Origin of the sequence: Streptomyces sp. WG7 (assembly GCF_049975785.1) — a bacterium.
In the GTDB taxonomy this organism is placed as follows: domain Bacteria; phylum Actinomycetota; class Actinomycetes; order Streptomycetales; family Streptomycetaceae; genus Streptomyces.
In genome coordinates, this window is record NZ_JBNGGE010000003.1 from 42,780 (window position 1) to 65,730 (window position 22,951).

Annotated in this window: 17 protein-coding genes; 11 read left to right on the forward strand and 6 right to left on the reverse strand. The window is 74.0% G+C overall.

The window, feature by feature from the left end:
- Positions 1-16: 16 nt before the first annotated feature.
- The gene (locus ACP4J0_RS04765; protein ID WP_426597319.1) at positions 17-1,207 is read right to left on the reverse strand and encodes a zinc-dependent alcohol dehydrogenase; all 1,191 of its coding nucleotides are present in this window, start codon (positions 1,205-1,207) and stop codon (positions 17-19) included.
- Positions 1,208-1,416: 209 nt separating this feature from the next.
- On the opposite strand from ACP4J0_RS04765, the gene ACP4J0_RS04770 reads away from it, so the two are divergent.
- Positions 1,417-2,400 carry a DUF3048 domain-containing protein gene (locus ACP4J0_RS04770; protein WP_426597320.1) on the forward strand — a complete coding sequence of 328 codons (984 nt, stop codon included), beginning with the start codon at positions 1,417-1,419 and terminating at the stop codon, positions 2,398-2,400.
- On the opposite strand, the gene ACP4J0_RS04775 is transcribed toward ACP4J0_RS04770, so the two are convergent.
- The gene (locus ACP4J0_RS04775; RefSeq protein WP_426597321.1) at positions 2,401-2,868 is read right to left on the reverse strand and encodes a MarR family winged helix-turn-helix transcriptional regulator; all 468 of its coding nucleotides are present in this window, start codon (positions 2,866-2,868) and stop codon (positions 2,401-2,403) included.
- Positions 2,869-3,090: 222 nt separating this feature from the next.
- On the opposite strand from ACP4J0_RS04775, the gene ACP4J0_RS04780 reads away from it, so the two are divergent.
- From ACP4J0_RS04780 to pcaD, 7 genes are read left to right on the forward strand one after another with little or no spacing between them, the layout of a single operon-like run.
- The gene (locus ACP4J0_RS04780; protein WP_426597322.1) at positions 3,091-3,846 is read left to right on the forward strand and encodes a CoA transferase subunit A; all 756 of its coding nucleotides are present in this window, start codon (positions 3,091-3,093) and stop codon (positions 3,844-3,846) included.
- Positions 3,846-4,490, forward strand: coding sequence for a CoA transferase subunit B (locus ACP4J0_RS04785; RefSeq protein WP_426597323.1), 645 nt, complete (start codon positions 3,846-3,848; stop codon positions 4,488-4,490). Before ACP4J0_RS04780 ends, ACP4J0_RS04785 begins: the two co-directional genes overlap by 1 nt.
- On the forward strand, positions 4,487-5,689 hold the full coding sequence (locus tag ACP4J0_RS04790) for a thiolase family protein (protein ID WP_426597324.1): 1,203 nt from the start codon (positions 4,487-4,489) through the stop codon (positions 5,687-5,689). The genes ACP4J0_RS04785 and ACP4J0_RS04790 overlap by 4 nt, the downstream gene beginning before the upstream one ends.
- Positions 5,690-5,712: 23 nt before the next feature.
- Positions 5,713-6,486 (forward strand): protocatechuate 3,4-dioxygenase subunit beta, encoded by a 774-nt coding sequence (gene pcaH / locus ACP4J0_RS04795; protein ID WP_426597325.1) that lies wholly within the window; start codon positions 5,713-5,715, stop codon positions 6,484-6,486.
- A 6-nt stretch (positions 6,487-6,492) separates the two neighbouring features.
- Positions 6,493-7,098, forward strand: coding sequence for a protocatechuate 3,4-dioxygenase subunit alpha (gene pcaG, locus ACP4J0_RS04800; protein WP_426597326.1), 606 nt, complete (start codon positions 6,493-6,495; stop codon positions 7,096-7,098).
- Positions 7,095-8,435 (forward strand): 3-carboxy-cis,cis-muconate cycloisomerase, encoded by a 1,341-nt coding sequence (gene pcaB, locus ACP4J0_RS04805; RefSeq protein WP_426597327.1) that lies wholly within the window; start codon positions 7,095-7,097, stop codon positions 8,433-8,435. Before pcaG ends, pcaB begins: the two co-directional genes overlap by 4 nt.
- A gap of 2 nt (positions 8,436-8,437) precedes the next feature.
- Positions 8,438-9,553, forward strand: coding sequence for a 3-oxoadipate enol-lactonase (gene pcaD / locus ACP4J0_RS04810; RefSeq protein ID WP_426597523.1), 1,116 nt, complete (start codon positions 8,438-8,440; stop codon positions 9,551-9,553).
- Between the two features lie 39 nt (positions 9,554-9,592).
- Here pcaD and ACP4J0_RS04815 read toward each other — a convergent pair whose 3' ends face one another.
- On the reverse strand, positions 9,593-12,265 hold the full coding sequence (locus tag ACP4J0_RS04815) for an ATP-binding protein (protein ID WP_426597328.1): 2,673 nt from the start codon (positions 12,263-12,265) through the stop codon (positions 9,593-9,595).
- Positions 12,266-12,529: 264 nt separating this feature from the next.
- Between ACP4J0_RS04815 and ACP4J0_RS04820 the strand changes: the two genes are divergently transcribed.
- Positions 12,530-13,570 (forward strand): DUF2510 domain-containing protein, encoded by a 1,041-nt coding sequence (locus ACP4J0_RS04820; RefSeq protein WP_426597329.1) that lies wholly within the window; start codon positions 12,530-12,532, stop codon positions 13,568-13,570.
- A gap of 145 nt (positions 13,571-13,715) precedes the next feature.
- On the opposite strand, the gene ACP4J0_RS04825 is transcribed toward ACP4J0_RS04820, so the two are convergent.
- On the reverse strand, positions 13,716-14,330 hold the full coding sequence (locus tag ACP4J0_RS04825; protein ID WP_426597330.1) for a TetR/AcrR family transcriptional regulator: 615 nt from the start codon (positions 14,328-14,330) through the stop codon (positions 13,716-13,718).
- A gap of 212 nt (positions 14,331-14,542) precedes the next feature.
- Between ACP4J0_RS04825 and ACP4J0_RS04830 the strand changes: the two genes are divergently transcribed.
- Both ACP4J0_RS04830 and ACP4J0_RS04835 read left to right on the forward strand, forming a co-directional pair.
- Positions 14,543-15,349 (forward strand): phosphatase PAP2 family protein, encoded by an 807-nt coding sequence (locus ACP4J0_RS04830; RefSeq protein WP_426597331.1) that lies wholly within the window; start codon positions 14,543-14,545, stop codon positions 15,347-15,349.
- Entirely contained in the window at positions 15,346-16,383 is a 1,038-nt protein-coding gene (locus ACP4J0_RS04835; RefSeq protein ID WP_426597332.1) for a hypothetical protein, read from the forward strand. Before ACP4J0_RS04830 ends, ACP4J0_RS04835 begins: the two co-directional genes overlap by 4 nt.
- A 453-nt stretch (positions 16,384-16,836) precedes the next feature.
- Here the strand turns inward: ACP4J0_RS04835 and ACP4J0_RS04840 are convergent, their stop codons facing one another.
- Together ACP4J0_RS04840 and ACP4J0_RS04845 are read right to left on the reverse strand one after the other, a co-directional pair.
- Positions 16,837-21,879 (reverse strand): DNA-binding protein, encoded by a 5,043-nt coding sequence (locus ACP4J0_RS04840; protein WP_426597333.1) that lies wholly within the window; start codon positions 21,877-21,879, stop codon positions 16,837-16,839.
- 38 nt (positions 21,880-21,917) lie between these two features.
- Positions 21,918-22,802 carry a DUF4132 domain-containing protein gene (locus ACP4J0_RS04845; protein WP_426597334.1) on the reverse strand — a complete coding sequence of 295 codons (885 nt, stop codon included), beginning with the start codon at positions 22,800-22,802 and terminating at the stop codon, positions 21,918-21,920.
- Positions 22,803-22,951 lie beyond the last annotated feature (149 nt).

The following is a 22,951-nucleotide window of genomic DNA, read 5'->3' on the forward strand; positions in this document are numbered from 1 at the left end:
GGGCGCCCCGGGGGCCTCACGGCTTCAGCAGCACCTTGACCGCGCCGTCCTGCTTCTTCTGGAACATCTCGTACGCGTGCGGTGCGTCCGTCAGCGGCACCCGGTGGGTGGCGAAGTCGTCGACGCCGAGCGGGTCCTCGTCCGTCAGGTAGGGGATGATCTCGTCGCTCCAGCGGCGTACGTTCGCCTGTCCCATCCGCAGCTGGATCTGCTTGTCGAACAGGGTGAGCATCGGCATCGGGTCGGCCATGCCGCCGTAGACGCCGGACAGCGAGATCGTGCCGCCTCGGCGCACCAGTTCGATGGCGGTGTACAGGGCGGCGAGCCGGTCGACGCTGAACCGCTCCGCCAGCGGGCCGCCCACGGCCCGGGGCATCACCGCGGCGGTCGACTGGACCAGCTTGGCGACGACGCCGCCGTGCGCCTCGGTGCCGACCGCGTCGATCACGGCGTCGGGACCGCGGCCCTCGGTCTCGTCCTGGATCGCCGCGACCAGTTCCTTCTCGCTGTCGAAGGACCGCAGGTCGTACGTCTCCACGCCCCGCTCACGGGCCCGCCGCAGCCGCTCCGGCACGAGGTCCACGCCGAACACCCTTCCGACCCCCTTGGCCCGGGCGATCCGGCAGGCCATGTCGCCGATCGGGCCGAGGCCGAGCACGGCGACGCTGCCGCCCCGCGGGACGGCGGCGTACTCGACCGCCTGCCAGGCGGTGGGGAGGACGTCCGAGAGGTAGACGAAGCGGTCGTCGGCCGGACCCTCCGGAACCTTGATCGGGCCGTACTGGGCCTGCGGCACGCGCAGGTACTCGGCCTGGCCGCCGGGGACGGCGCCGTACAGGCGGGTGTAGCCGAACAGCGGGGCGCCCATGCCCTCGCCGGTGACCTGGGTGGTCTCGCACTGGGTCGGCAGTCCGGTGCCGCACATGAAGCAGTGCCCGCACGCGATCTGGAACGGCACCACGACCCGGTCGCCGGGCCGCAGGCCGGTCACCTCGGGGCCGACCTCCTCCACGATGCCCATGGGCTCGTGGCCCAGGATGTCGCCCGGTGTCATGAACGGCGTCAGCACCTCGTAGAGGTGCAGGTCGGAGCCGCACAGCCCGGAGGACGTGACGCGGATGACCGCGTCCGTCGGCTCCTGGACCTTCGGATCGGGTACGTCCTCCACCCGTACGTCCCGCTTGCCCTGCCACGTCACTGCCTTCATGGCCTCGCACTCCCTCCGTCGCCGTGCGCATCGCTGCTGCGTGGCGGCCGGGTACCCGAGGCGCCCTCCACCGAACCGCCGCCGGTTTCGTCCCAACAGCGGATTATGTGCCGCGTTCGGCGTGCCGTATCAGATTCGGTCAGGTATAGCGCTGAATGCTTCAAAAAGTACAAAATCAATGACATGGGATGGGTGGACGGGTGGTCGGAATGCGACGAAGGACGCACGCGTGGCGCGGCGGGGCGCTGCTGACCGCGGCGGTGGCGGTCTCGCTGGCGGCGGGCTGCGCGGCCGGGCCGGGGACGGTCGAGGAGGACGGACAGGCACCGCGCCCGAAACGCTCGCACAGTGCGGCGGGCAGCCCGGCCCCGGTGCTCGCCGTGAAGGTCGACAACGTGCCGGCGGCCCGTCCGCAGACGGGCCTGGAAGCCGCGGACGTGGTCTACGTGGAACCGGTGGAGGGCGGACTGAGCCGCCTGATGGCGGTCTACGCGACCGAACTTCCCGAGTCGGTCGGACCGGTGCGCAGTGCCCGCGAGTCCGACCTGGAACTGCTGCGCCAGTTCGACCGGCCGACGCTGGCGTTCTCCGGTGCGCAGCGGAGACTGCTGCCGCTCATCGACGAGGCGCCCCTGCGGGCCGAGCCCCCGGGGCGAGGAGAGGCGTCCGACGCCTACGTCCGCGACGACGACCGGCCCGCCCCGCACAATCTCTATCTGCGGCCGAGGCGGCTGCAGCCGTCACCCGCGGGCGCCGACGACCTGACCACGGGTTTCCGCTACGGAGCGGCCCCCGAGGGCGGCGAGGCGAAGTCCTCGCGCACGGTGCGCTACCCGTCGGCGTCCTTCACCTTCACCTGGTCCGAGAGCCGCGACCGCTGGCTGGTCTCCATGGACGGCGCCCCGGCCCGGACGGCCGACGGCGGGCGTCTCGCGCCGTCGACCGTCGTCGTGCAGCACGTGAACGTACGCGAGTCGGACTTCCACGACGTCCGGGGCAGCAACTCGCCGTACGTCGAGTCGGTGGGCTCCGGGCGGGCGGAGGTGCTGCGCGACGGGCGCGCGTACGGGGCGGCCTGGAAACGCGGCGCGGCCGCGGACGGAACGTCCTTCACCGCCGAGGACGGCACTCCGCTGGACTTCGCCGAGGGCCAGGTGTGGGTGGTGTTCGCCGATACGGCGAAGCGGCCCTGATCAGCTCGGTACCGCCGCGGGCTCCGCCGGGTTGCGGAGCCCTTCGGCGGCGTCCGCGACCCGCCGGATGAGGTCGAAGAACACGGCCTGCTCGTCGGCGGAGAGCGGGGCCAGGAAGACCTGGTTCATCCGGGCCGTGCGCACCGCGAGCTTGCGGTGGACGCGCAGGCCGTCGTCGGTCAGGCGCAGCAGGAAGCGGCGGCCGTCCTGCGGGTCGCGGACCTTGTCCAGCAGTCCGCGGCGGCCGAGCCGGCTGATCACCTCGGCGATGGTGGACCGGTCCAGCCCCACCCTTTCCCCCACGGTTCGCTGGTCCAGGCGGTCCGGCTCGCTGACGAGCGCGTTGAGGACCGCGAACTGCGGCGAGGTGATCTCCTCCGAGACCATCGTGTTCCACAGCAGGTAGTGCGCCTGCTGCAGCCGCCGGGCCAGGTGCCCGGGATGGGTGGTCAGGTCGACCGCGGCCATGTGCGCTCCTGTGGTCATTTTCGTCGGTGCACTGACGATACATCGGACGGGCGGAGACTGCCCGATGCCACATCAGGCGATCCACCAGGCTTTTTGAGAGGTCTTGACGCCCCGGCCGTCCGGTGGCAGCGTGTGGGAAACCTCGCTGAAATACTCAGTGCCCTGATTAATTCGCCGATCGGTCCGCGATCCGGGGCGCTTGGAAGAGATGGGGCTTCTCGGATGGACAAGGTGGTGGCCACAGCCGCCGAGGCGGTGGCCGACGTGCCGGAGGGCGCGTCGCTCGCGGTGGGCGGCTTCGGGCTGAGCGGTGTGCCGAACGTACTGATCCAGGCGCTGTACGAGCGTGGGACCGGCGGCTTGTCGGTGGTCTCCAACAACTGCGGGGCGATGGACTCGGGGCTGGCGGTGCTGCTGGCCGCGGGGCGGATCGCCCGGGTGACCGGGTCCTACATCGGGGCGAACAAGGAGTTCGCGCGGCAGTACCTGGGCGGTGAGCTGGAGGTGGAGCTGATCCCGCAGGGCACGCTGGCCGAGCGGCTGCGGGCCGGCGGGGCGGGGATTCCCGCCTTCTACACACCGGCGGGGGTGGGCACGCAGGTCGCCGAGGGCGGGCTGCCGTGGCGCTACGACGGCTCCGGCGGGGTCGCGCTGGCGTCGCCGCCGAAGGAGGTCCGCGAGTTCGACGGGACGGAGTACGTGCTGGAGCGCGGGATCCGCACCGACTTCGCGCTGGTGCGGGCGGCGAAGGGGGACCGGCACGGGAACCTGGTGTTCGCCAAGTCGTCCCGGAACTTCAACCCGCCGGCGGCGATGGCCGGGCGGGTGACGGTCGCCGAGGTGGAGGAGCTGGTCGAGCCCGGGGAGATCGACCCGGACGCGGTGCACCTGCCGGGGATCTTCGTGCAGCGGGTGGTGGCGCTCACGGCCGAACAGGCCGCGGACAAGAGGATCGAGCGGCGGACGGTGAGTTCCTGATGGCCTGGACGCGTGAACAGATGGCCGCGCGAGCGGCCCGGGAACTGCGGGACGGACAGTACGTCAACCTCGGCATCGGTCTGCCGACGCTCATCCCGAACCACCTCCCGCAGGGCGTGGAGGTGACCCTGGAGTCCGAGAACGGAATCCTGGGCACCGGCCGGTACCCGACCGAGGCCGAGGTGGACCCCGACCTGATCAACGCCGGCAAGGAGACGGTGACGGTCCTGCCGGGCGCCTCCTTCTTCGACTCGGCGCTGTCCTTCGGCATGATCCGCGGCGGGCACATCGACGTCGCCGTGCTGGGGGCCATGCAGGTCTCGGCCGCCGGCGACCTGGCGAACTGGGCCGTCCCGGGCAAGATGATCACGGGGATCGGCGGCGCGATGGACCTCGTCCACGGTGCCCGCACCGTGATCGTGGTGATGACCCACACCGCCAAGGACGGCTCGCCCAAGATCGTGCGGGAGTGCACGCTGCCGCTCACGGGCAAGGCGTGTGTGAACCGGGTCATCACCGACCTCGGTGTCCTCGACGTCGGCGACGACGGCCTGGTCCTGGTCGAGACCGCACCGGGCGTGGGCGTCGACGAGATCGTCGCCGGGACCGACGCCGAACTCGTCGTCGCGGAGGACCTGACATGAAGGACGTCTACATCGTCGACGCGGTACGCACCCCGTTCGGCAAGTACAACGGCTCCCTGGCGGGCGTACGCCCCGACGACCTGGCCGCACACGCGATCCGTGAACTCCTCGCCCGCACCCCCGGCCTGGACCCCTCCCGGATCGAGGACGTGTACCTCGGCAACGCCAACGGCGCCGGTGAGGAGAACCGCAACGTCGCCCGCATGGCGGGACTGCTGGCCGGCCTGCCCACCACCGTCCCCGGCGTGACCGTGAACCGGCTGTGCGCCTCCGGTCTCGAAGCGGTGATCCAGGCCGCCCGTGCCATCGCCGTCGGCGACGCCCACATCGCCCTCGCGGGCGGCGTGGAGTCGATGACCCGGGCGCCGTACGTGCTGCCCAAGTCGGACCGGCCCTTCCCCGCCGGGCACACCGAGCTGTACTCCACCACCCTGGGCTGGCGCATGGTCAACCCGCGGATGGACCCGCAGTGGACCATCCCGCTCGGGGAGTCGGCGGAGCTGATCGCCGACAAGCACGAGATCTCCCGCGAGCAGCAGGACGAGTACGCCCTCGCCTCCCACCACAAGGCGGCGCGGGCACAGGCGGACGGCCTCTTCGACACCGAGCTCGCGCCCGTACCCGTGCCGCGGCGCAAGGGCGACCCCGTCGACTTCGCCGCCGACGAGTGCGTACGCCCGACCGCCTCCCTGGAGGCGATGGCCAAGCTCAGGCCGTCCTTCCGCACCACCGACGGGACCGTGACCGCCGGGAACGCCTCGCCGCTCAACGACGGCGCGGCGGCCCTCCTCCTCGTCGACGAGGAGGGTCTGAAGGCCACCGGCCGCGAGCCGCTCGCCCGCGTCCGGGCCACCGGTGTCTCGGCGACCGACCCGCACTACTTCGGCCTCGCCCCCGTCGAAGCCGTGAACCGCGCCCTCGCCAAGGCCGGCCGGACCTTCGCCGACCTCGACGTCCTCGAGCTCAACGAGGCCTTCGCCGCCCAGGTGCTGGGCTGTGTCGCCGAGTGGCCCGAGTTCGACCCCGCGATCCTCAACCCCCGGGGCGGCGCCATCGCGCTGGGCCACCCGCTGGGCGCCTCCGGTGCCCGCCTCGCCGGCACCGTCGCCCACCAGCTCGCCCGCAAGGGCGGCGGCACCGGCGTCGCCACCCTCTGCATCGGCGTCGGCCAGGGCCTCGCCCTCGTCCTCGACCGCTAGTCACGTCACCCACGGGAAACCCCATGACTCTCACCCAGCACGACATCGACGCGGAGATCGCGGCCGAGCACGCCGCGTACGAGAAGCGGGTCGCCGACGGCGCGCCCGTCGAGCACCACCCGCGCCGCGACTACGCCCCGTACCGCTCCTCGGTACTCCGCCACCCGAAGCAGCCGCCGATCGCCATCGACGTCACCAAGGACCCGGAACTGGTCGAGCTGTCCTCCCCCGCCTTCGGGGAGCGGGACATCACCGGGATCGACAACGACCTGACCCGGCAGCACAACGGAGAGCCGGTCGGCGAGCGCATCACCGTCTCCGGCCGCCTCCTCGACCGGAACGGCAGGCCCGTGCGCGGCCAGCTCGTCGAGATCTGGCAGGCGAACTCGGCCGGCCGCTACGCCCACCAGCGCGAGCAGCACGACGCCCCGCTGGACCCGAACTTCACCGGCGTGGGCCGCACCCTCTCCGACGACGACGGCTTCTACCGCTTCACCACCGTCCAGCCGGGCCCGTACCCGTGGCGCAACCACGTCAACGCCTGGCGCCCGGCCCACATCCACTTCTCGGTGTTCGGCTCGGCGTTCACGCAGCGGCTCGTGACGCAGATGTACTTCCCGAACGACCCGCTCTTCCCGTACGACCCGATCCTGCAGTCCGTGACGGACGACGCCGCCCGGCAGCGGCTCGTCGCGACGTACGACCACAGCCTGTCCGTGCCCGAGTTCTCGCTCGGCTACCACTGGGACATCGTGCTCGACGGCCCGAACGCCACCTGGATCGAAGAAGGACGCTGACCCGCCATGACGAAGATCGACACCAGCGGCCCGGAGAACGTGCTGCCCACGCCGTCGCACACGGTCGGCCCGTTCTACGGGTACGCGCTGCCCTTCCGCGGCGGCGAGGACATCGCGCCCGTCGGCCACCCGGACACGGTCACCGTGCACGGGTACGTGTACGACGGCGCGGGCGACCCGCTGCCGGACGCGCTCCTGGAGGTGTGGGGGCCCGACCCGGACGGCAACCTGCCGACGGCCGACGGCTCGATGCGGCGCGACCCCGCCTCCGGCGGGTTTCTCGGCCGCAACGGCGTGGAGTTCACCGGCTTCGGCCGCATCCAGACCGACGCGAACGGCCACTGGTACGTGCGTACGCTGCGGCCCGGGGCGCGCGGGCGGAGCGCGCCGTACGTCGGCGTGTGCGTGTTCGCGCGCGGGCTGCTCGTGCACCTGTTCACCCGGATCTACCTGCCGGGCGACGAGGCGGTGCTCGCCGCGGACCCACTGCTGTCCCGGGTGGACGCGGAGCGCCGCGACACGCTGATCGCCGCGGACGAGGGCGACGGGACGTACCGTTTCGACATCCGCCTTCAGGGCGAGGGCGAGACGGTCTTCCTGGAGTTCCAGTGACATCAGCTCCCGAAGCTCTCGGCACGGGGGGCCTGCTCGCCCCCGGCTGGGCGGGCTCACCGGCCGCCGACGCCACCGACGACCACGCCTATCTGCGTGCGCTGCTCGACGCGGAGGCGGCGCTGACCCGCGCTCAGGCCGGGCTGGGCCTCGCCCCCGCCGAGGCGGCGGCCGCGGTGACCGACGCGGCGGACCCGGCCCGTTTCGACGTGCGCTCCCTGGCCGGACGCGCCCGCGGCGGCGGCAACCCGGTGATCCCGCTGGTGGCCGACCTGACGGAGGCGGTCGGCGAGGAGTACGGGCCGTACGTGCACCGGGGTGCGACCAGCCAGGACATCCTGGACACGGCGACGATGCTGGTCGCCGCCCGCACCCTGGACCTGCTGCTGCCCGACCTCGGCCGTACGGAGCGGGCGCTGGCGCGGCTGGCCGCCGAGCACCGGGACACGGCGATGCCGGGCCGGACGCTCACCCAGCACGCCGTGCCGACGACCTTCGGACTGAAGGCGGCCGGCTGGCGCACGCTGGTGCTCGACGCGCGGGACCGGATCGCCGCCGTACGCGACGCGCTGCCCGCCCAACTCGGCGGCGCGGCCGGCACCCTGGCCGCCTTCGGGGCGTACGGCGCGGCGGACCCGGCCGGGCTGCCGTCGGCGTACGCCCGTGAACTCGGGCTGCGGGCGCCCGTGCTGCCCTGGCACACGCTGCGCACCCCGGTCGCCGACCTGGCCGGCTGCCTCGCCTTCGCCGCCGGCGCGCTCGGGAAGATCGCCGCGGACGTGCTCGTCCTCTCCCGTACCGAGACCGCCGAGGTCGCCGAGGGCAGCGGCGGCGGCTCGTCGGCGATGCCGCACAAGGCCAATCCCGTACGGTCCACGCTGATCGCGGCGGCGGCCCGGCGCGCGCCGCAGCTCGCGGCCACGCTGTACGGCTCGCTGACCGCCGAGGACGAGCGGCCGGCCGGGGCCTGGCACGCCGAGTGGGAGCCGCTGCGGGACCTGCTGCGGCTGACCGGCGGCGCGGCCCGTGACGCCGCGGAGCTGGCCGAGGGGCTCCAGGTCCGCCCGGACGCGATGCGCGCGCACCTCGGCCTCACCCACGGGCTGATCGTGTCCGAGCGGCTCTCCGCCGAACTGGCGCCGGTGCTCGGGCAGGCCCGTGCCAAGGCGCTGCTCACCGAGCTGGCCCGGCGGACGTACACCGAGGACCGCGGTCTTGGCGAACTGCTCGCCGAGGTGCCGGAGTTGTCCGGCATCGATCTCGGCTCCCTGACCGACCCCGCCCGTTACACCGGCTCCGCCGGAGCCCTGACCGACCGTGCTCTGGAGCGACGTTGACCATGCTCAACCACCTGTCCGAAGGCCCCGCCTCCGCTCCCCCGCTGCTGCTCGGGCCCTCGCTGGGCACCTCGTACGCGCTGTGGGACGAGGTGGCGCCCGAGCTGTCCATCGCACACCGGGTGATCCGCTGGGATCTGCCGGGGCACGGAGGTTCGGCGGCGGAGCTCATCGGGCCGGGCGCCACCGTCGGCGACCTCGCCGGCCTGGTCCTCGCGCTCGCCGACTCGCTCGGGGTGGAACGGTTCGCCTACGCGGGCGTGTCACTGGGCGGCGCGGTGGGACTGCATCTGGCCGTGCACCACCCGGAGCGGGTGTCGTCGCTGGCCGTCGTCTGCTCGTCGGCGCACTTCAACGGTGCGCGGGCGTGGGAGGAGCGGGCCGCGACGGTGCGCGCGGAGGGGCTGGCGAAGCTCGCTCGGAGCGCGGACGACCGGTGGTTCACGCCCGGGTTCACCGTGCCGGCGCTGGTGCGGGACCACCGGGACGCCGATCCGGGGGCGTACGCCGCCTGCTGTGACGCGCTGGCCGCCTTCGACCTGCGGGACCGGCTCGGCGAGATCACGGCGCCGACGCTGCTGATCGCGGGCCGCGAGGACCCGGCGACACCGCCCGCGCATCTGCGGGAGATCGCCGACGCGGTGCCGGGCGCGACGCTGACCGAACTGCCGGGGGCCTCGCACCTGGCGCCGGCGGAGCGTCCCGAGGCGGTGCTGACCGCGCTGCGGGCGCACTTCGACGGCGGCGCCGGGCGGGGCATGGCGGTGCGGCGCGAGGTGCTCGGCGACGCGCACGTGGACCGGGCGCAGGGGCGGCAGACCCCGTTCACGGCCCGGTTCCAGGACTTCATCTCGCGCTACGCCTGGGGTGAGATCTGGACCGACGAGACCCTCTCGCGCCGCGAGCGCAGCATGGTCACGATGACGGCGCTGGTCGCCCTCGGCCACTACGAGGAGCTGGCCATGCACGTACGGGCGGCGCGGCGCAACGGGCTGACGCCGGACGAGATCGGCGCGGTGCTGCTGCAGACGGCGGTGTACTGCGGGGTGCCCGCCGCGAACTCGGCGTTCGCGACGGCCCAGCGGGTGCTGGCCGAGGAGGACGGCGCCGGCGGCTGAGCCGCCGGCGTCCCCGTGGGCCGATACCGGCCCCTCGGCTCACGGGCCCGCCGCCAGTGCCTCGCGGGCCCTCGCCACCAGCCCGTCCGCGCCGCACGAGTCCGCCAGCGCCAGGCCGCGGCGCAGCTCGGCCGCCGAGCGGGCGGCGATGCCGTACTCCACGCGGGCGGCGGCGTGCTCGTACTGGCAGGGTGACGCCTCGAGATAGGTGACGGCCTGGGCGGCGAGCCGGACCGCGCGCTGACCGGTCTCCAGCGCGGCGGCGCAGCGCAGGGCCTCGCCTATGGCGGTGTCCGTGCCGAAGCGCTCGGCCTGGCGGCGGGCGTCGGAGGCCAGTCGGGCGGCGCGGGCGGGGTCTTCCGCGGCGAGGGCCCGGGCGAGCTCGGTCGCCCAGGGGGCCACCACCGGGTTGTCCCGCCCGCGAGCGGCCGCCGCCTTCTCGGCGGCCTCCAGTTCGTTGATGCCTTCCTTGGTGCGGCCGGTGGCGAGCAGCAGCCGCCCGCGTACGGAACGGGGCTCGGGCAGCACGATCGTGGCCGGGTACGGCGGGTCGAAGCCGTACTGGTCGGCGACGGACCGGGCCTCCTCGACATGGCCGCGGGCGAGCAGCGTGTCGATCAGGTTGCAGACCGCGGACCAGTACATCGGCAGGCCACGGCCGACGCGTTCCGCGACGCGCAGTGATTCGCGCAGGGTCGCCTCGGCCTCCTTGAGGCGGCCCCGCCTGCGATGGCCGAGCCCGACGTAGGTGTACGCGAGGGCGAGGTGGCCGCCGCTCCAGCCGGCGGTCTCGTAGGCGCGCAGGGCCTCGGTGAACAGTGCCTCGGCGCGGTCGAGCCGGTCGGTGTAGGCGTAGCAGTTGGCCAGCATCATCGGCAGTTCCAGGCCCCACTCGTTGTCGGTCCAGCCGAGGCCGGGAGCGAGGCGGCCGTTGACGAGGGTGCGGTCGCACAGCTCGACGACCTCCTCGGCGTTCTCGCCGTGGGTCATCGCGTCGAATCCGCGCAGGATGAGCAGGGCGCGCTCGGTGTCGTCGCGGCCGGTGCAGGTCCGGGCGAGTTCGGCGAGGTGCGCGGAACGGCCGGGTGACGGCGTCTCGCCGGGGTGGATGCCCTCCCACATGTACTGGACGGCCCGCATTCGCAGCCGGGCGGACGGGTCCGGGTTCCGGGCGGCCTCCGCCTCGACGGTGCGGACGGCCTCCTCCAGCTGGTTGTTGTGGAGCAGGGCCTCGGAGAGCCGGAACACGGCGTTGACGCGTTGGTCGCCGTCGAGGCCGGGCATGGCGAGGGCGGTGCGCAGGTGGCCGATGGTGGTGGCGGGCGCGGTGAGGAGGGTGGCGCAGCCCAGTTCGTAGAGGACGCGCGCGTGGACGTCGGGCAGCGGCGGTTCCCGCAGGGCGCGTTCGAGGCAGAGGCGGGCCGCGTCGGGCGCGCCGACGGCGAGGTGCTCGCGGGCGGCGTCGCGCAACTGGCCGACGACCTCCGGGTCGTCGTCGGGATGCACCCGGAGCAGGTGGCGGGAGGCGGCCGCGGCGCCGAGCCGGGAGTCGGTGACCAGCTGGGCCGCTATGCCGTGCATCGCCGTGCGCAGCGCGTCGGGGATGGAGTTGTAGACGGCGGTGGCGATCAGCGGGTGGACGAACTCCAGGTCGCCCGCGTCCGGTTGCCCGGCGGCGGGGTCGGGTGCGGAGAGGATGCGTGCGCCGCGCAGCAACTCGGCGCAGCGGGCGGCCTCGTCGCGGTCGAGGGTGGCGAGCCGGGCCACCATGTCGACGGTGATGCCGCTGCCGAGGATGGCGGCGGCCCAGGCGAACCGGGTCGATTCGACGCCGAGTTGCTCCAGTCGGGCGACGAGGCCGCCGCCCCGGGCGGAGCGGTTCAGGGCGCGCAGTTCGGAGGCCTCCGCCTCGACCGGTTCCAGTTCGCTGTCCTGGACCTTGGCGAGGAGTTCCACGGTCTCGTAGGGGTTGCCCCCGGTGACGGCCCACACCTCGCGGCAGAACGCGGCGTCGGCGTGGTCGCCCAGCGTGGAGCGGGTGAGGCCGGCCGTCGCGTCGGGGGTGAGGGCGTTCAGCGGGGCGAGGAGGCGGCCAACGGCGGCGGCCGCGTCCAGGTGGCGGGCGCTGTCGCCGCTGACGTCGCCGGGGCGGCGGGCGATCACGACCAGCACGGAGATCTCGTCGAGCCGTTCGGCGAACGCGGCGAGCCAGCGCAGGGTCTCCTGGTCGGCCCAGTGGGCGTCGTCGATCAGCAGGACCAGCGGCCACTCCCGGCGGGCGAGCCGGCGCACGGCGGCGACCAGTCCCTCGCACACGCCCTGCGGGTCGGCCTGCCGCTCCCCGGGGTCCGCGATACCGAGGGCGGGGCCCGCGATGTCGTACCAGTCGCCGAGGTACTCGCGCGCCTCCTCCGGGAGCATGGACACCAGGGCGGGCTGGAGCAGTTGGCGTACGACGTTGAAGGGGACGGACCTGAGGGTCTCGCCGCCGCGCGCCGACCAGACGGTGCAGCCCCGGGCCTCCGCGATCCGACGGGTCTCGGCGAGCAGCGCGGTCTTGCCGAGTCCGGCCTCGCCCCGGGCCTCCAGGAGGCTGCCGGGAGACGTGCGGTCCGCGCACAGTGTGTCGACCGCCTGTGTGAGGGTGGCGACTTCCTCGTCGCGCTCCCAAAGGGCGGCCGAGGCGGCGGACCTCCGCCGTACCTCCGTCATCCCGCTACCTCCCCGAGTCGCCCGAATGACGTACAGACCTCGAGCCTAGCCGTCCGATCGCGCGCGTGGTGGGGTGTCGGGGCGGCAGTTGCCGTGACGGGTGACATGCGGTAAAGCGCGGACGACGCGCCGGGCCCGTCATCAGCGGCGGCACCGGGCGACGTCCGTCAACTCGTCGTGAACGGCGCCGGCACGGCGGGCGGCCCGGCGAGCCGGCGCGGGGTCTCTCATCACGCTTTCACCGACGCCTCATACGGTGGGCACATGACGCAGGTGACTCCCCCCGGGTGGTACCCGGACCCCGGACAGAAGAATGACGGTCCCACCACCGAACGCTGGTGGGACGGCAAGGCGTGGACGGACCAGGTCCGCCCCGCGGGGCCGGCCGCCGCGTGGGCGCCTCCTGCGCAGCCGCCCGCGCAACCGCCCGTACAGCCGCCGGCGCACGACGGCGTGCCCGCGTACGGTGCCGGGCCCGCGCCGTACCCCGTGCACCCGGGCTATCCGGGGCTGCCCGTCCAGCCGCCGTCCGCCCGGCGGCACCGGCTGCGCACCGGCATAGCCGTCGCCGCCGCCGTGGCCGTGCTGGCCGGGATCGGTGTCGGCGTGTACGTGCTGGCCGACGACGGTTCGGGCGGCGACAGCGTGTCCTCGCAGGCGGACCGGCGCGGCCCCGGCGGCCAGAACGACCCCTTCGGCGACTCGGGCGGCGGCGAGGGCGGCGAGCCGTCCGCTCCCGGCTCCCCCGACGGGTCCGAACCGCCCACGATCGACAGCGGATCGGTGACGGACCCGGTCAGCGGGATCAGCCTGCCCATTCCGGACGGCTGGTCCGGACAGCGGTTGTCCGTGGGCGCGACGGTGACGTCGGACGACAGCTACCCGTGCCCGGGCGACACCTCCAAGACGTGCACCAAGGGCGGCGCCTACTCGGCTCCCGCGGTGGTGCTGGGCACGAAGGGCGCCACCGCCGAGGAGGTCGCGAAGGCCGACATCGAGGCGAACGCCGAGGAGTCCTACGGCGGCGAGTCCTACGGCGGGATCACCTCCCACGAGGAACTGGCGTCCGAGGCGGTCACGGTCGCCGGGCAGAAGGGCTACCTGGTCCGCTGGAAGGCGGTCACCGGCGAGGGTGCCGACGGCTACGTCGAATCGCTCGCCTTCCCGGCGCCCGCCGACCCCGAGCGCATCGTCGTCGTCCGGTTCGGCGTCGACGTCGGGGAGAACCAGTCCGTCATCGACGAGATCACCAAGGGCATCGAGGCGGACTCCTCCGGAGGCGGCGGCAACGGGCAGGACGTCTGACCGCCCCCGGACAGCAGTCGGCCGGGTGGGGCGCCCTTCCGCTCAGAGGGTGCCCCACCCGGCCGGTGGTGCGCGCCGCCCCCGTCCCCACGGTGCGGCGCGGGCAGGCCGCCGTCCAGTCATCCCACGGACGGCGGCCTGAGTCTCAGGGGAGGCCGAGCGCCGGCAGCACGACGGCCTCCACGAACCGGACGAGGTACGCGGCGTCGGCCTGTTCGCCCTCGACCACGGGCCGCATCCGCAGCATGCCGAACATCTGCGCGGGCACGTACTCCAGGGCCGGGTGGCCGGCGGGCACCTCTCCCCGGGCGACGCCGCGGTCGAGGATCTCCCTCAGCGCCGCGATCTCCGGCTCGACGAGCGCCTCGCGCAGCGCGCACTGGAGCTCCGGGTCCTGCATGACCGCGTGGCCGAGCGCCTGGAGCAGCCCGGTGTCCCTGGCCGCTCCCTCACCCGCGGCGCGGGCCGCCTGGCGCAGGTCCTCGGCGAGCGACCCGGTGTCGATGCCGACGAAGCGCACCCGGCGGTGGGAACGCAGCGCCGCGGCCACGAACTGCGGCTTGGTCTTCCACTGCCGGTAGAGCGTGGACTTGCTGCACCGGGTGCTGGCGGCGATGCCGTCCATGGTGACGGCGTCATAGCCGCAGGACCGGATCTGTTCGAGCACGGCGTCGAAGAACTCCTGCTCACGCTCCGGCGTGATCTTGGAGCGGCGCGAGGCGCCGGCCGTGTCCGGTCGGTCCGCGGCCTGCGACGTCATCGGCTCTGCTCCTCACTCGGTTCCAGCGGCGGTACAGCGGCGCTCCAGCGGCCTGTACTCCAGTGTGTCGTATGTCTATCGATACGTCAGTGTACCGGTACACCAGCGTATCGGTACACTGGCGTATCGGAACGAGGTCGTATCGATGAGAACCGTCACACGCCCCCGTACCCGTGAGCCACACGCACCACCGTCAGCGAAGGGGCCGGGGGATGAACGCCCGCAGCGATCCTGCAGAAGCGGCACCGGACGCACACCCGCGCCCGCCGATCGTCCGTGAGGTCCTGCTCGTGGCCGGGCTCTTCCTCGTGTACAAGTTCGGCCGGCAGCTGGCGACCGGCCACACCGCCGAGGCCTTCCGCAACGCCCGCCACGTGTGGGACTGGGAACGCGCGCTACGGCTGCCCGATGAGGGCACGGTGCAGTCCCTGCTCCTGCACGGCGACACCCTGATACACGCGGCGAACACCTACTACGCCACGGTCCACTTCCCGGCCACCGCGGCCTTCCTGGTCTGGCTCTACCTGCGGCGGCCCGCCCATTACGTCTGGGCCCGCCGGGCACTGGCCGCGCTGACCGCCGCCGCGCTCGTGCTGCACCTCCTCTTCCCGCTCGCCCCGCCGCGGATGCTGGGCACCACCGGTCTGATCGACACGGCCCGGGTGTTCGGCCCCTCGGTGTACGGCCCGCCGGGCACCGACCAGTTGTCGAACCAGTTCGCGGCGATGCCCTCGCTGCACTTCGGCTGGGCCCTGATGCTGGCGGTCGGTCTGATCGTCGCGACGCGGTCGCGCCTGCGGTGGCTGTGGCTGCTGCATCCGCTGGTGACGCTGCTGGTGATCGTGGGCACCGCGAACCACTACTGGCTCGACGTGCTCGTGGCCGCGGCCCTGCTCGGTCTCGCGCTCGCGGTGATCCGCGTGCCGCGGCGGCCCCGGTGCGCCGTGTCGCACCGCCGGCCGGAGTTCCGGCCCGGGACTGCGGCGGAACGGCACGAGCTGGTGGGGGCGGGCCGATGAGCGCCGCTCTGCTCGCCGTCCTGCTGTCCCTGGTCTCCGCCTGCGCCTACGCCGCCGCGGCCGTCGCCCAGGAGCGCCTGGCCTCCCGCAGCACCGGCACGGGCGCCCTGCGGATGCTGGCCACCGGCGCCTGGTGGTGGTCGGTCGCGCTCAACGCCGCGGCCGCGCTCCTGCATGTCGTGGCCCTCAAGTACGGCCCCCTGACCGTGGTGCAGCCACTCGGTGCGCTCACCCTGGTCGCGGCGGTGCCCCTGGGGGCGCGGCTGGCGGGCCGGCGGGTGAGCGCGGTCGAGTGGAGAGGCACCGGGCTGACGCTGCTCGGGCTGGGCGCGCTGCTGCTCACCGCGTCCGGTCCCGCGCCCGACGACGTGCTGAGCGTGTCCGAGGCGCTGGTGGTCTCCGGCGCGACGGCGGCGCTGATCGGCATGCTGTCGCGGCCCGGCGCCCGGCCGGGGCTGCGGCACGCGACGGCGTCCGGCATCGCCTCCGGAGTCGCCTCGGCGCTCACCCAGACCGTGACGGTCGCCGTCACGGACCGCTCGGGCCCGCTGCTCAGCGCGCAGGTGATCGGGGTGGCGGTGCTGGTGGCGGCCTTCGCGGCGGGCGGGCTGCTGCTGTCGCAGACGGCGTACCGGGGTGGTCTCGGCGCCCCGCTGGCGGTGGTGACGCTGGCCAACCCGCTGGCCGCCGCGGTGATCGGGTTGTCCCTGCTCGGTGAGCGGCTGCGGGGCGGCGCGGGCGGGGTACTGCTCGCGCTGACCGGTGCGGCGCTGGCCGCCTGGGGCGTGGTCCAGCTGAGCCGGGCGACGCCCGGGCGGCCCGCTGACACCGGGCCGATGGCCGCCGTACCGGTACTGGAGCCGGATGCGGCGGGACGGGAACCGGCCGGCCGACGGACGGCGACGGGGCAGGCGGCGGCGCATCAGGAACCTGCGGGAACGGCAGCGGCGGGACAGGTGGCGGCGGGGCCGAGGCAGGCGGGACCGGTGCTGGTGCCCCGGCAGCCGGAGCCGGGGCACCTGACGCGGCTGTAGGGCCGCCCGGCGGACATGCCACGGACGCGGGGCCCGGACGCGCGGCCCGGCATGCCCGCCCCGGTCTGGCGGGCGCCGCTCCCGTTCCGGTGGCGGGGGGTGGCGCGGAAGTGGAAGTCGCCGGTACCCGGAGGGTGACCCACGGGCGGAGACAAGACATGTCGCCCGGACGGGACGGCATCCTTACGCTGACCGGAGCGGTAGCGCGCGGTGCCCGCAGGCTGCGGGGCCGTGGCAGAGCGGTCCATTGCGATCGACGTGGGCGAGGCCCGCGCACGCCGACTGACGGGACCGGGCGGGCCCCGCCCCTCTCCTGTCCGCGGTTCGAATCCCGCCGGCCCCGCCGCCGAGCTCATCCGCGCCACCTCCCGTCGCGCAGGGCCGCCTCGGCGCCCCCGGCGAGGTGGACGGCGGTGGCGAGCCACTGGGCCGCGTCCCCTCCGGTGGCGGAACTCAGCGGCGGCGCTTGCGCGGTCGCGGCACCTCCAGTTCCTCCAGTCGCGGCCCGTCCCCGTCCTGGACCCGCTGCCAGGCCTCGCGGTACAGACCGGCGACGGGCCGGGTGGGCACGACGACACCCAGTACGGGGCTCTCGCCGTCGCGCAGGTCGTACATCGGCAGCTTCCACCGCTCCAGCGGCAGGTGCGGATTGCCGAGCCGGGTCCAGCCGCCGGGCAGGAACAGCGAACGTCCGGCCTTGGAGCGGTTGCCCTCGAGCACGAGGTCGGTGGCCGCGAGTTCGGCGCGGGCGGCGCGGAGCCGGGCCGTTCCCCCTCGCTGCCCGCCCCAGCCGGTCCAGCGCGCGGTGTTGCGGTCGGTGGGGTCCGGCATGGCGAGCAGCATCAGGTAGAGGACGGCGGCGTCCTCGCCGACGCCGTACCGCTCGGCGACCTCGGCGACCAGGTCGGGCACGGACCGGGCGGGGTCCTGCGGCCACCACAGCCCGTCCGCGTCGCGCTCGCCCGCCACCGGGTTGCCGGGGTCGGCGAGCAGTTCGGCGAAGCGCCGGTCGTGGACCATGCTCAGCGCGGTCTCCTGGGCGTTCGGTCGTTCACCCGTGAACAGCGCCGTCAGGTGGGGGTCGTTGCCGGCCGCGTCCAGCAGCGCGGGCCGGATGGCGGGGACGGGTCCGGGCCCCCCGGTGCCCAGCACGACGGCGCCGTAGCGCACGAAGTCCTCGCCGGTCTCCGTGGGATCTCCGGCGGCCCGCCGGAACGGCTCCCACTCGGTCCGCCGGTCGAGAGCGATCAGCAGGCCCGGATGGGCCAGCCGGTCGCGCAGCGCGCTCAGTACGCCGGGCAGGGTGGCGCGGACCGGGTCGCCGGACGGGAGCCGGTGGGCGAGCCACGCGGCGAGGGCCACCGAACCCTTGAGGACGTTGTTGTCGAAGCCGGGTGTCTTCTCGGCGGACTGGACGCAGTAGGGGCCGAGCCGCCAGGTCAGGTCCCGTGTCAGGCGGGGCTCGGTGGCCATGTCGACGAAGCCGTGCAGGGCTGCGGGCGGTGCCCATCCCGGGGACACCACGGTGCGGGCCGCGTCGTGCAGCACCTCCTCGCGGACGGGTGTGCGCCGGCCCAGCCGCTCGTTCCAGACCTCGGCCGCGCGGGCGGCGTCGGGGCCGTCCGTCCACAGCCGCGTCGGCTCGGCGGGCAGGAGCGCCGCCACGACGGCCTGCCGGGCGCCCGCGTCGAGGGAGCGCAACTCGTCCTTGGCCACGCGCGCGTCGGCCGCCTTCACTCCGATCGCCTTGAGCGTCGCGGAGGGCACCGCCTCGCGCTTGTCGTCGACCATGGGCATACCCGCGACCACCAGCCGGGCCATGGTCGGGGTGACACCGGTGAGTCGCGCGAACTCCTCGGCAGCCGCCGGGAACCAGGGCGCCGGGCCGCGCTCGGCGAGCTCGGCGCGGAACGCCGCCGCCCAGCCGGGAGCTCGCGTCCGCTCCGGCACGAACGGCCCCGCGGCGACCAGGGTGTAGGGCGCGGGTACCTCGAACCGGCCGGACGGATCATGGAAGACCGCTCCGTAGCGATGGCCCGTGGGGTCGTCCTCCAAGTCCCATTCGCCGAGGAAGTCGAACGCGCGGTGGGGAAAGAGCAGGAACGCACCGCCGTCGAGGGGGAGCACGGTCTCGTTCGTGCCGCCCCGCACGGCGTGGGGCCCCTCGAACAGGCTCCTGTCCAGCCGCAGCCGGACGCGGCGCCAGTGGCCCGGGTCCAGGTCCGTGAGTTCCTGCGCGTCGAACTCCGCGAGGTACGCGTCCAGTGCCTGCCGGTGCTCCTCCAGGACGGGCACCGAACCGGCTCGCAGGGCGAGTATCGCGGGCAGCTCGGGCAGGGCCGAGGCGTCGATCTTCTCCAGCGACTTCTGCCCGGTCAGCTCTTGGTGGATCCGGCCCGCGGGCGCCGGCTCGGCCGTGCTCCGCATGGACCGGCCCAGCAGGCGCGGCAGGTCGTAGAGGTAGTGGTCGCTGGCCCAGTAATGGGGGCGCCAGCCCCGGCCGGTCAGACCGACGCCGTTCACCGCCGCCTCGAGCAGCTCGTCTCCCACCTCGGGCCGCGGCTCCTGCGGGACGACTCCGGCGATCGCGGAGTCGAGCCGGGCCAGCGCCGCGTCCAGGGTGCGCTGCTGCTCGGCCGCGAACCGCACCACCCCGGTGATGCCCGCGCGCAGCGCCTCGTGGCCGACCTCCGGCAGGAGCGTGCGGACCAGGTCGGACACCGTGTCCCGGCGGTCCGTCCCGGCCCGTTCCTTCCCCGGCTCGTCGTCCTTCTCGGCGTCCAGCGCGGCCACGGCCCCTGCCAGGAGTGCCGCCGCGGTGTCCTCGCCGACCTGACGCAGCGCGGCGGATCCCTGCGGGTCGCGCGGCTGGAGGAGGTGCCAGTAGCGCAGGTGCGGAAGCAGGGCCGTACCCGCGTGGAAGGGGCCCGCCTTGTAGCCGCTCCCGCTCTCGGCGACCAGCACGCCGTCGGTGTCGAACAGTTGGACCGTGCGGGACCTGGAGATCACGGTCAACGGCCGGTCGGCGCCGGGGAAGACCAGCGCGTGCTCGGGGTCCGCGCCCACCGCGGGCGGCACGACGACCGCGCGTCCGGCCAGGTCCTCGCCCCGCCGCGAGCCGTCGGGGAGGGTCACCACACGCCAGCCGAGCACGCCGTCCACCGGGGCGCACACCGGGCCCGGTACGGCGGACGGGGCGGGCAGCAGCCAGGCGTTCCCGAGGGTGCTTCCCTCCGGGGCGGTGTTCAGCGCCCCCTCGATCCACTCCGGTGCGCCGGGTTCGCCCAGGGTGTCGCCGACCGGGTCGTACGCGCGCCAGGTGTACCGCTCCTTCTCCCCGTCCTCCTTGGCCCACACCCAGTACGCCGTGCCGTCGCTGATCACCCGCCGCGTTTCCGGTACGAAGGCGTCCCCTCGGCGCAGCACCCCGAGACCGGTGACCCGGCCGCCCCCGGGGAGGGGCGGGGACGCGGGGGCCATGCCCCCGTCGACCCCGCCGCTCCCGTCCACCTCGCAGGGCCACCAGGAGTGGTGGTGACCCTCCACCGTCATGTGCGGCGAGTCCGAGCCGGCGGTGTCGAGCCAGTACCCCTGCCATTCGGAGGCGGAGTACGAGCGCCACCAGACGAACAGCCCGCCGTCGACGTACTGGCAGGTGAACGACCAGAGCCGGTCCGAACCGTCCGGGAGGCTCGGCTCGCATGCGAGAACCGTGCCCTCCGCCCCGATCACCCGTACCTCGTCGCCCGACATGACGATGAGGTACGGCCAGCCGTCGATGACCCTGATCCCCCGGTTCTTCTCCCGCGAGGCGGCGGATCGCAGGGCTTCCTCCCAGGCGGGCCAGCCCAGCTCGTCGAGGACCCCGGTGCGCAGGGTGCGGGCCAGCGCGGGTGCGACGCCGGTGGCCAGGGCTTCCCGCACCTCGTCGGCGGCGACGGCCAGCGCCTCTCCCGGCAGCCAGGACAGCGTGCGCAGCGGGCCCGAGTAGCCGAGGAACTCGGCCAGTTCGCCGGTGAGGTACTTGCGGGCGGCCTCTGCCACCCATGGGGCGAGCATCGGACGCCCGCCGGGGGACGCGGCCAGGTTGACGACGGTCTCCTCGCTGTTGCCCCAGTGCCCGTCGGGACAGCCGCGCCGGAACGCCGGACGGAAACGGGCGTCGGCTGCCAGCGCCAGGAGGTCCCGACGGTGCTCGCGGGCCGCCCACGTACTCAGCGCGAGCCGCTGGCCGTCGCCGGGTTCCGCCACCGGTATGTCCAGGGACAGCAGCTGGTCGAGCAGGTCCACATCGCCGACCGGCGGCTCGAAGGTGTCTCCCTGCGCCCGGAGTTCGGCGCGCAGCGCGCCGGCCATGCGGTCGACGAGCGGGTACAGCTCCGGCGGTGCGGCGCGATGGCCGTCGGCACCGCACAGCGCGACGACCCTGCGCGTCCATCCGACCGTGCCGTCGGGGGACCGGGCCTCGGCGGGCAGCGTGGTGTCGCACAGCCCGGCGGTGGCTCCGGCGTCCTCCAGCAGGGCCAGCCACTGGGGCAGCTCGTCCCGCTCCCACTCCGTCGGCAGCAACCCGAGCAGGGTGCCGCGGACGGCGGGCTCCCGCCGGGCCAGTTCCAGCAGGGCGGCCCGGTGGGCCTTCCACCAGCCGGGCGGTGCCTTGACCGTGCCGGGCAGCGGCAGCATCTCGCGGAGGTAGGCCATCTCCTCGGCGAGCGCGTTCCTGCCCGCGACCGCCTTCGCCAGTCGGCGCAGGTCGGCCGCGCCCGGACTGGACGGCGGCACGCCGTGCGCGGCGAGCCGGACGAAGAGCCCGCGCAGGTGCCGGAAGGCCGTCTCGGCCGGTACCCGGGACGACAGCCCCTTGGCGTAGCTGGAGAGGATCTTCGTCGGCACGGCACGGGCCAGGGCGAACTCGAGGAACACCGCGTCCATGCGCGCCTCGTCGAACGGCAGCGCGTGTGCCGTCTCGGCCTTGCGGGCGTTGACGAACATCTGGGTCGCGTAGGCCGTCTGGTCGACCCCCAGGAACACCCGGCCGGCCTGCTCGTAGAAGGTCGGCAGGAAGTGCGGTACGGAGCCCGCGAGCCGTTCGCCGATCGACTCGTAGGTGGCGCGGGCCTTCTTCGCCCGGGATCTCACCGTCCGCGCGACCTTGTTCATCTCCTCGACCAGGGACATCGCCAGGTGTCCGTCCGAGGGGTGGCGGGCCAGCACCCATTCGGGGAAGCCCATGGCCCGGTGCTGCCCGACACCGACCTCCACCGGCTCGCCCTCGGGCTCGAGTCCGAGGAAGCCGGTGTCCGGGTCCCCGGTCCCGTCCTCGGCGATCAGGCGCACCACGGTCCGGCCGTCCAGACCCGGATGCCGGTAGGCCCGGGCGAACACGGGCACGGCCCGGTCGCCTCCTCCGGTGGTGCCCGGCGGCAGTACCGCACCGGCGCGCAGCAGCTCCTCCACCTCTGCAGTCGCCCCGTCCCGTGTCGTACCGTCGCTCATGCTCGCGTGCCTTTCGTGGGTGTGCGTACCGCTGCCGTTCACTCGGCGCCGTCCGTGGTCACGGTGCGGCCGGCGTGCAGCGCCGCGGCCATGCGCATGCCCTCGGACCAGGCCACGGGACCGACCTCGGTCAGCGGCAGGCACCGGTGCCCGTCCTCGTCGCTCCAGGTCAGGCTGCCGGTCCAGGCCTTCTCCTCGGTGTAGGGATCGCTCATGCCGACCGTGGCGGTGAAGACGCGCCCGGCGTCCCGGATCCTGTCGACGACGCTGCTGCCGGAGATCCTGTAGCCGAGGGACGTGGCACGGGAGGAGAGGTGGAACCACGAGCGGTACTCGGCGTTGGCGAACTCGGTGACCCCGCGGGCCCCGCCGTCGGTCCCGTAGGCGGGTTTGCTCCAGGTGGCCCGGTGAATCTGTTCGACACCCTGGACCACCCCCAACTTCGCCGCGAACAGGCGGAGTCCTTCGAGATCGGGGAGGAGGACCGGGTGGGGCATGGTCACCGTCCGGGCCGCCAGGCGAACGGTCTCGCCGTCCAGGTTCACCACCCGCAGTTCACCCGAGTCGTCCGCGTCGCGCAGGAAGCCGACCTCTTGGGGGGTGGCACCGACGATGACGATGTCGCGGAGCGCCGCCTGCCATGCCTCGTCGGGCCAGACCCGGGCCAGCAGGCCGGTCGGCACCGGCAGCGAGGACACCATCCAGTTGGTGACCTGCGCCGCGCACTCGGCCGCGTGCCGGTCCAGCCACGCGGCGAAGCGCTGGAGTTCGACGACTTCGGGGCGGTCCCGGATCTCCGCCGGCAGGGTTCCCTCCTGCTTGCCCTCCCGCCCGGCCGGGGCCCCTCCCGGCGTGGGCCGGGCCACCACCCGTCCATCCACCAGCGCGACTTCGTAGGTGCCGCCCGCTGCCAGCCAACCCATAGGTTCTTCGCCTCTCCCACCGCTCGGAACACGGCACAGCGCCCGAGGCGGCCCCAATCGGCCTGCCCCGCTGTAACGTTGGCGAAAGACTAGGGGCACCCACCGACAGTCCCCGTGGAACCCCTTCCGTGAGGCGGAAGGAGCGTTGC

Excerpts from the sequence above, each read along its gene's own strand:
- ACP4J0_RS04830 (WP_426597331.1), top strand. The coding sequence starts at position 14,543 with ATGAACGCCCGCAGCGATCCTGCAGAAGCGGCACCGGACGCACACCCG.
- ACP4J0_RS04820 (WP_426597329.1), top strand. The coding sequence starts at position 12,530 with ATGACGCAGGTGACTCCCCCCGGGTGGTACCCGGACCCCGGACAGAAG.
- ACP4J0_RS04815 (WP_426597328.1), bottom strand. The coding sequence starts at position 12,265 with ATGACGGAGGTACGGCGGAGGTCCGCCGCCTCGGCCGCCCTTTGGGAG.
- ACP4J0_RS04770 (WP_426597320.1), top strand. The coding sequence starts at position 1,417 with ATGCGACGAAGGACGCACGCGTGGCGCGGCGGGGCGCTGCTGACCGCG.
- ACP4J0_RS04825 (WP_426597330.1), bottom strand. The coding sequence starts at position 14,330 with ATGACGTCGCAGGCCGCGGACCGACCGGACACGGCCGGCGCCTCGCGC.
- ACP4J0_RS04840 (WP_426597333.1), bottom strand. The coding sequence starts at position 21,879 with ATGAGCGACGGTACGACACGGGACGGGGCGACTGCAGAGGTGGAGGAG.
- ACP4J0_RS04845 (WP_426597334.1), bottom strand. The coding sequence starts at position 22,802 with ATGGGTTGGCTGGCAGCGGGCGGCACCTACGAAGTCGCGCTGGTGGAT.
- ACP4J0_RS04790 (WP_426597324.1), top strand. The coding sequence starts at position 4,487 with ATGAAGGACGTCTACATCGTCGACGCGGTACGCACCCCGTTCGGCAAG.
- pcaG (WP_426597326.1), top strand. The coding sequence starts at position 6,493 with ATGACGAAGATCGACACCAGCGGCCCGGAGAACGTGCTGCCCACGCCG.
- pcaD (WP_426597523.1), top strand. The coding sequence starts at position 8,438 with ATGCTCAACCACCTGTCCGAAGGCCCCGCCTCCGCTCCCCCGCTGCTG.
- pcaH (WP_426597325.1), top strand. The coding sequence starts at position 5,713 with ATGACTCTCACCCAGCACGACATCGACGCGGAGATCGCGGCCGAGCAC.
- ACP4J0_RS04785 (WP_426597323.1), top strand. The coding sequence starts at position 3,846 with ATGGCCTGGACGCGTGAACAGATGGCCGCGCGAGCGGCCCGGGAACTG.
- ACP4J0_RS04835 (WP_426597332.1), top strand. The coding sequence starts at position 15,346 with ATGAGCGCCGCTCTGCTCGCCGTCCTGCTGTCCCTGGTCTCCGCCTGC.
- ACP4J0_RS04765 (WP_426597319.1), bottom strand. The coding sequence starts at position 1,207 with ATGAAGGCAGTGACGTGGCAGGGCAAGCGGGACGTACGGGTGGAGGAC.
- ACP4J0_RS04780 (WP_426597322.1), top strand. The coding sequence starts at position 3,091 with ATGGACAAGGTGGTGGCCACAGCCGCCGAGGCGGTGGCCGACGTGCCG.
- ACP4J0_RS04775 (WP_426597321.1), bottom strand. The coding sequence starts at position 2,868 with ATGGCCGCGGTCGACCTGACCACCCATCCCGGGCACCTGGCCCGGCGG.